This window comes from Caulobacter sp. B11 (assembly GCF_002737765.1).
In the GTDB taxonomy this organism is placed as follows: Bacteria; Pseudomonadota; Alphaproteobacteria; order Caulobacterales; family Caulobacteraceae; genus Caulobacter.
The window spans coordinates 1-5,618 of sequence record NZ_PEGG01000208.1 but is presented as its reverse complement, the minus strand read 5'-3'; the positions used below and the strand labels follow the sequence as shown (position 1 = coordinate 5,618).

6 protein-coding genes, 1 other RNA gene and 2 pseudogenes are annotated in these 5,618 nt (G+C 67.5%); 2 read left to right on the top strand and 7 right to left on the bottom strand.

Annotated elements, in window-relative coordinates; translation table 11 throughout:
- Positions 1 to 288 (top strand): annotated as a pseudogene (locus tag CSW58_RS14375) (hypothetical protein); the annotation flags it as partial.
- Positions 289 to 526: 238 nt separating this feature from the next.
- Positions 527 to 1,021 (top strand): hypothetical protein, encoded by a 495-nt coding sequence (locus tag CSW58_RS14370; protein ID WP_201721624.1) that lies wholly within the window; start codon positions 527 to 529, stop codon positions 1,019 to 1,021.
- A 378-nt stretch (positions 1,022 to 1,399) separates the two neighbouring features.
- Here CSW58_RS14370 and ssrA read toward each other — a convergent pair.
- The 7 genes and pseudogenes from ssrA to CSW58_RS09135 all read right to left on the bottom strand — a co-directional run.
- Positions 1,400 to 1,764: a transfer-messenger RNA gene (gene ssrA / locus CSW58_RS09155) on the bottom strand.
- Positions 1,765 to 1,771: 7 nt separating this feature from the next.
- Positions 1,772 to 2,239 (bottom strand): hypothetical protein, encoded by a 468-nt coding sequence (locus CSW58_RS15215; protein WP_236627747.1) that lies wholly within the window; start codon positions 2,237 to 2,239, stop codon positions 1,772 to 1,774.
- Positions 2,218 to 2,451 carry a hypothetical protein gene (locus CSW58_RS15210; RefSeq protein WP_236627746.1) on the bottom strand — a complete coding sequence of 78 codons (234 nt, stop codon included), beginning with the start codon at positions 2,449 to 2,451 and terminating at the stop codon, positions 2,218 to 2,220. The genes CSW58_RS15215 and CSW58_RS15210 overlap by 22 nt, the downstream gene beginning before the upstream one ends.
- A gap of 207 nt (positions 2,452 to 2,658) precedes the next feature.
- The gene (ilvN, locus tag CSW58_RS09145; protein ID WP_099447073.1) at positions 2,659 to 3,204 is read right to left on the bottom strand and encodes an acetolactate synthase small subunit; all 546 of its coding nucleotides are present in this window, start codon (positions 3,202 to 3,204) and stop codon (positions 2,659 to 2,661) included.
- 73 nt (positions 3,205 to 3,277) lie between these two features.
- Positions 3,278 to 5,087: pseudogene (locus CSW58_RS09140) on the bottom strand (acetolactate synthase 3 large subunit).
- Between the two features lie 102 nt (positions 5,088 to 5,189).
- A complete protein-coding gene (locus tag CSW58_RS16220; protein WP_369744215.1) occupies positions 5,190 to 5,237 on the bottom strand; it encodes a hypothetical protein in 48 nt (15 codons plus the stop codon).
- A 119-nt stretch (positions 5,238 to 5,356) separates the two neighbouring features.
- Positions 5,357 to 5,618, bottom strand: a 262-nt coding sequence (locus tag CSW58_RS09135; protein ID WP_143755146.1) for a CinA family protein, incomplete at its 5' end; no start/stop codon positions are given.

Below are 5,618 nucleotides of genomic sequence, written 5' to 3'. Positions count from 1 at the left end.
CGGTCTAGCCAGGCTTTCCGCACGTCGATGTATCGTCCCGCGCCGCTGGCGCGGGCTGGAACGCCGGGTTCCAGGAATCCCCATGCCCGGCGGCCGGGGCGCGCCTATGGTCATGCGGGCCAGACCCTCTGGTTCCACTCCAACCTGGTGTTGGTGCCGATCTGGGGCTTGGGGATCTTCGTGGCGGTCAATACCGACACCGCATCGATCTTCCCGCCAGCCTGCCGGCGACCATCGTCGAGCGCTTCTATGCGCCGGCGCCGGCGGTCCCGTCCCCCAGCCGCCTGACCCAGGCCGAGGCCAAGCCTATGAAGGGCCTTCCTGACGACCCGCGCGCCTATGGCGGCCTGGAGGGTTTTGTCGGTCGCCTGATCGGTGTCAGCACCGTGCGCGCCACGCCCGACGGGCGGCTGGCCGTGACCGGTGACGCGCGACGCGTCTGGCGACGGCGCAGGCCGACGTCTTCGCGCCGCTGGACGGTCCGGGCCTGCTGGTCTTCCAACGCGAGGCCGGCCGCGTCACCCGGATGTTCGACCCGCGCGGCTTCTCCGCCTATGAACGACTGGGCTTCCCGTACCAGCGCGGCTGGCTGATCACCTTCGCCCTGCTGACCCTGCTGGCGTCCCTGGCGACCCTGGGCGGGGTCGCGACGCGTGATCCTCGCGAGTCGCGCCAAACGCCCACCCAGGCCCTGGCCAGTCTGCTGCAGACCACCCAGGCGGTGCTGTGGCTGACCGCCCTGGTCGGGGTTGGCCTGTTCGCCGCCAGTTCGACGAATGTCGCCAAGGTGTTTTTCGGCTGGCCCAGCGGCTGGCTGCTGACGGCCTCGGCCTGCGCCTTTGTGTCGACCCTGCTGACCCTGGCCACCCTGGCCATGGCGCCCGTGGTCTGGCGCGGCGGGCGTCGAGTCGACAGCTGGACGGGGCTGCGCAAGCTGGCCTTCACCTGCACGTCGCTGATCTTCACAAGCTTCGCCATGATCCTTGCGGCCTGGGGGTTCCTCGAGTTCTGGAACACCTGATCGGCCGGGGCTTCCTCCGTCGTCTTGACGTAAGAGCGGCGGGAGCCCCCGGCGAGGCCTGGGATAACTGGAGGGATTCGGTTGGCGGGCTCCCCCAGTCCTCTTGAGGCGAAAGAGGAGGGAGCCCCGGCGAGGCTTGAGAAGAGTGGAGGGATTCGGTTGACGGGCTCCCCCAGTCCTCTTGATGCGAAAGAGGAGGGAGCCCCGGCGAGGCTTGAGAAAAGTGGAGGGATTCGGTTGACGGGCTCCCTCAGTCCTCTTGAGGCGAAAGAGGAGGGAGCCCCGGCGAGGCTTGAGAAAAGTGGAGGGATTCGGTTGACGGGCTCCCCCAGTCCTCTTGACCCGAAAGAGGAGGGAGCCCCGGCGAGGCTTGAGAAAAGTGGAGGGATTCGGTTGACGGGCTCCCTCCGGGCCCCGCCCAAGGATCTGAACCCTTAGGACTTAAGAGGCGAATTCACTAGAACCGCATTACGCGGCGATAGCGAACTCTTCAGCGAAGTTATCGTTCGCAGTTAGTTTAGCGGCCCGATACGGTGAGCCACGCCGAGAGAAAGCATTACACCTTTACACGTCTGTCGATGCTGATCGGCCCCATGCATCCCGTGATAACTCGGGAGAGATTGGTGGAGCCGCCGGGAATCGCACCCGGGTCCAGTCCGCTTATTACGTGCGCGTTTATCCCCATAGTCCGGGCAAGCCCGAACAGTTCCAATATAGGGAGGGATGTCGGCGAAAGGAAGGCCTTCGCGCTCAGAGCGGCGTGATGGGTTGGGGATCATTGGCCACAGGCTCGGCCGCCGCGTCCGGAGCCTCCAGCACCGGGGTGGCCGGCGGCTGGGCGCGACTGTTGGGCGACGGCACGAGTCGGCCGCCCTCCTTGGTCAGAGCGTCATAGGCGGCCGCTTGCCGGGAGAAGTCGCCGCCGTGGGCGAAGACCGCGTCGAAGCGGGGATCGCGCCCGCTGGCCGCCGTCAGCGCCGCCGCCAGGGCCGGCGCGATCGAGCCGACCTCGGCGTCGTCGCAGGCCCGACGCAGGTGACGCGCCTGGCCCGGGACCAGCAGGGTGACGTCCCAGGAAATCCCGTCGATGCAGATCGGCGCCACCGAGCCGCCGCCATAGTCGACCGTCACCGCGCGCGGCTGGCTCCACAGGGCGTCGCCGGTCAGGGCTTTCAGTCCGATCGCCTGTTCGTCCGTCAGTTCGGCGTCGATATCCACCCGTCGGGCGATCTCCGGGCGCAGCAGCCCAGTCCGGCCCGGGCCTGGACGAAGGCTCGTCCGTCGCGGCGGACGGTCACCCGCACCACCGCCTGGCGCACGCCGCGCGCGGGCCGGGCCCAGACCTCGAGGATCAACTCGCCGCGCCGCACCAGTTGGGCCTGCAGGGGCTGCAGCCCCCATAGCCGGTAGAGCAGGGGATCGACGGCCATTGTCGATCGGGACGGGGGTTTCGCCACGCGCCAGCCGCCGACCCTGCAGGGGTTCGGCTTCGGGCGCGGGGCGCGGAACGCTGGGCGCCCACCAGACGGCGGGGTCGACAGGCGGGGGCGGAACGGTCGGATCAGGCGGCGACGCTTGCGGAACGGCGAGGACGAGGCTCGCGACGAGGCCGGCAAGGCTGGTGACGCCCGACATGACTACATTCCTTCAACGCCCCTCTCGATGGAAAGCACGCCGGTGCGAGACAGTTCCACCAGGCCAAGGGGCCGCATCAGTTCCAGGAACTTGTCGATCTTCGACGGCGCGCCGCAGATCTCGAACACGAAGCTCTCCAGGGTGGTGTCCACCGGCTTGGCGCGGAAGATCTCGGCGACGCGCAGGGCCTCGACGCGATCGGCGCCAACGCCTCGCACCTTGACCAGGGCCAGTTCGCGCTCGACCCCGTTGGGATCGCGGGTGATGTCGTGCACCCGGCGCACATTGACCACCTTGTTGAGCTGGGCCTCGATCTGGTCGAGCACCTGGGGCGTGCCGCGCGTGACCACGGTGATGCGGCTGGTGTGGGCCTTGCGGTCGGTTTCGGCGACCGTGAGACTTTCGATGTTGTAGCCGCGCGCGGCGAAAAGGCCGACGACGCGATGCAGCACGCCGGGCTCATTGTCGACCAGCAGGGCGAAGGTCGCCGACTGTTCGGCCTGGGCGGCCGGCGGCATGTCATAGGCGGAGGCGGGGGCGTTGGTCATGTTGGTGTTCTAGGTCACTTGAGCCGGAGAGGAAATGCGCCCGCCCGCAAGGGGCGGGCAGGCGGCGGCGGCCCTAGACCAGTCCGCCGCCCGCCGCGCCGATCACGTTGCCGATGTCCTCGACGTCGCCCAGGATCATCTCGTTGTGCGCCTTGCCCGACGGGATCATCGGCAGGCAGTTCTCGTTCTTCTCGACGCGGCAGTCGAACATCACCGGCTTGTCGCTGTTGATCATCTCCAGGATCTTTTCGTCCAGCTCGGCTGGGTCGCTGCAGCGGATGCCGACGGCGCCATAGGCCTCGGCCAGCTTCACGAAGTCGGGCAGGCTGTCGGAATAGGAGTGGCTGTAGCGCTCGCCGTGCAGCAGTTGCTGCCACTGGCGGACCATGCCCATCCACTCGTTGTTGATGATGAAGATCTTGACCGGCAGGTTGAACTGCACGGCGGTCGAGAGCTCCTGGATGCACATCTGGATCGAGGCCTCGCCGGCGATGTCGATGACCAGGCTGCCGGGATGGGCCAGCTGCACGCCCAGGGCGGCGGGCAGGCCATAGCCCATGGTGCCCAGGCCGCCGGAGGTCATCCAGCGATTGGGCTCTTCGAAGCGGTAGTACTGGGCGGCCCACATCTGGTGCTGGCCGACCTCGGTGGTGATGTAGGTGTCGCGGCCGCGGGTCAGTTCGTACAGGCGCTGGATGGCGTGCTGCGGCTTGATCACCGATTCGGTGGCGTTGTAGCGCAGGCACTGGACGGCCCGCCACTCGTCGATCTGCCGCCACCAATCGCCCAGGGGCGCCTTGTTGGCCTGGTGGCCGGCGGCCTTCCAGGCGGCGATCATGTCTTCGAGCACGCTGGCGGCGTCGCCGATGATCGGCAGGTCGACGCGGACGTTCTTGTTGATCGACGAGGGGTCGATATCGATGTGGATCTTCTTGCTGCCCGGCGAGAAGGCGTCCAGGCGGCCAGTGACCCGGTCGTCGAAGCGGGCCCCGACGCAGATCATCACGTCGCAGTCGTGCATGGCGTGGTTGGCTTCGTACGTGCCGTGCATGCCCAGCATGCCCAGCCAGGCCGGATCCGCCGCCGGGAAGGCCCCCAGGCCCATCAGGGTCGAGGTGACCGGCGCGCCGGTCAGGGCCTGGAACTCACGCAGCAGGGCGCTGGCCCGGGGACCGGCGTTGATGACGCCGCCGCCGGTATAGAAGATCGGCCGACGGGCGCGGGCGATCATGGCCACGGCCTCGGCGATGCGGCTGGGTTCGCCCTTGGTGCGGGGGTTGTAGGCGTGGCTCGAGGTGACCTCGTCGGGCCCGAAATATTCGCCCTGGGCGAACTGGATGTCCTTGGGGATGTCGATCAGCACCGGGCCGGGACGGCCGGTGGTGGCGATCTTGAAGGCCTCATGGATGATGCGCGGCAGGTCGCGGACGTCCTTGACCAGATAGTTATGCTTCGTGCACGAGCGGGTCATGCCGACCGTGTCGGCTTCCTGGAAGGCGTCGGTGCCGATCAGATGGGTCGGGACACTGGCCGGTGATGATCACCATCGGGATTGGAGTCCATCAGGGCGTCCATGATGCCGGTGATGGCGTTGGTCGCGGCCCGGGCCCGAGGTGACCAGGACGACGCCGGGCTTGCCCGAGCTGCGGGCATAGCCCTCGGCGGCGTGGGTCGCGCCCTGTTCGTGGCGAACCAGGATGTGCTGCAGGCGCGGCTCATGGAACAGCGCGTCATAGATCGGCAGGATCGCGCCGCCCGGATAGCCGAACAGAACCTCGACGCCCTGGTCCACGAGACCGCGCACGACGATCTCGGCGCCGGACATGGCGCGGTCGATGGGGGCGGCGGGAAGCAGCGCTCTCGATGGTCTGGTGGGCGGTCATGGGCTTATTCCGGCGGACGGAGGTGGGCGTGGGGTGAAAAAAGAAAAAGGCCCCGAAGGACCTTTTTGTGCGCGCGACCGATCTATCAACGTGACTTCAAGGTCACGCCGTGAACGGCCGCTCCATAAGTACGATCATGGTGTTGCGCACGAGTTTTGCTCCAATAGAACGAAACAGGTGATGCCATGCGCGCGAACGGGCGTCAACCCGCCCTTGTGCGCAAGAAACGACCCTAATTGTCACAGCCGGGCAGTGTTGAGGGGGCGAGTTCAGTCCAGGGCCCGCAAGAGGAAGGCAAGGGATTGCGCGGCGAAGGCCCGCATATTGGCCTCGCGGTCGTCGTTGCCGGTCTCGATGGTAAGACTCACCTCGCCGTCCGCGCCGCCGATGGCGATGCAGGTGTGGCCGGGCGCATCGCCATAGCTGTTGCCCGCTGGACCCGAAGCGCCGGTCTCGGCCAGACCCCAGGTCGCCTTCAGCTTGGTGCGCACCACCCGGGCCAGCAGCTGGGCATAGGGTTCGCTAGCCGAA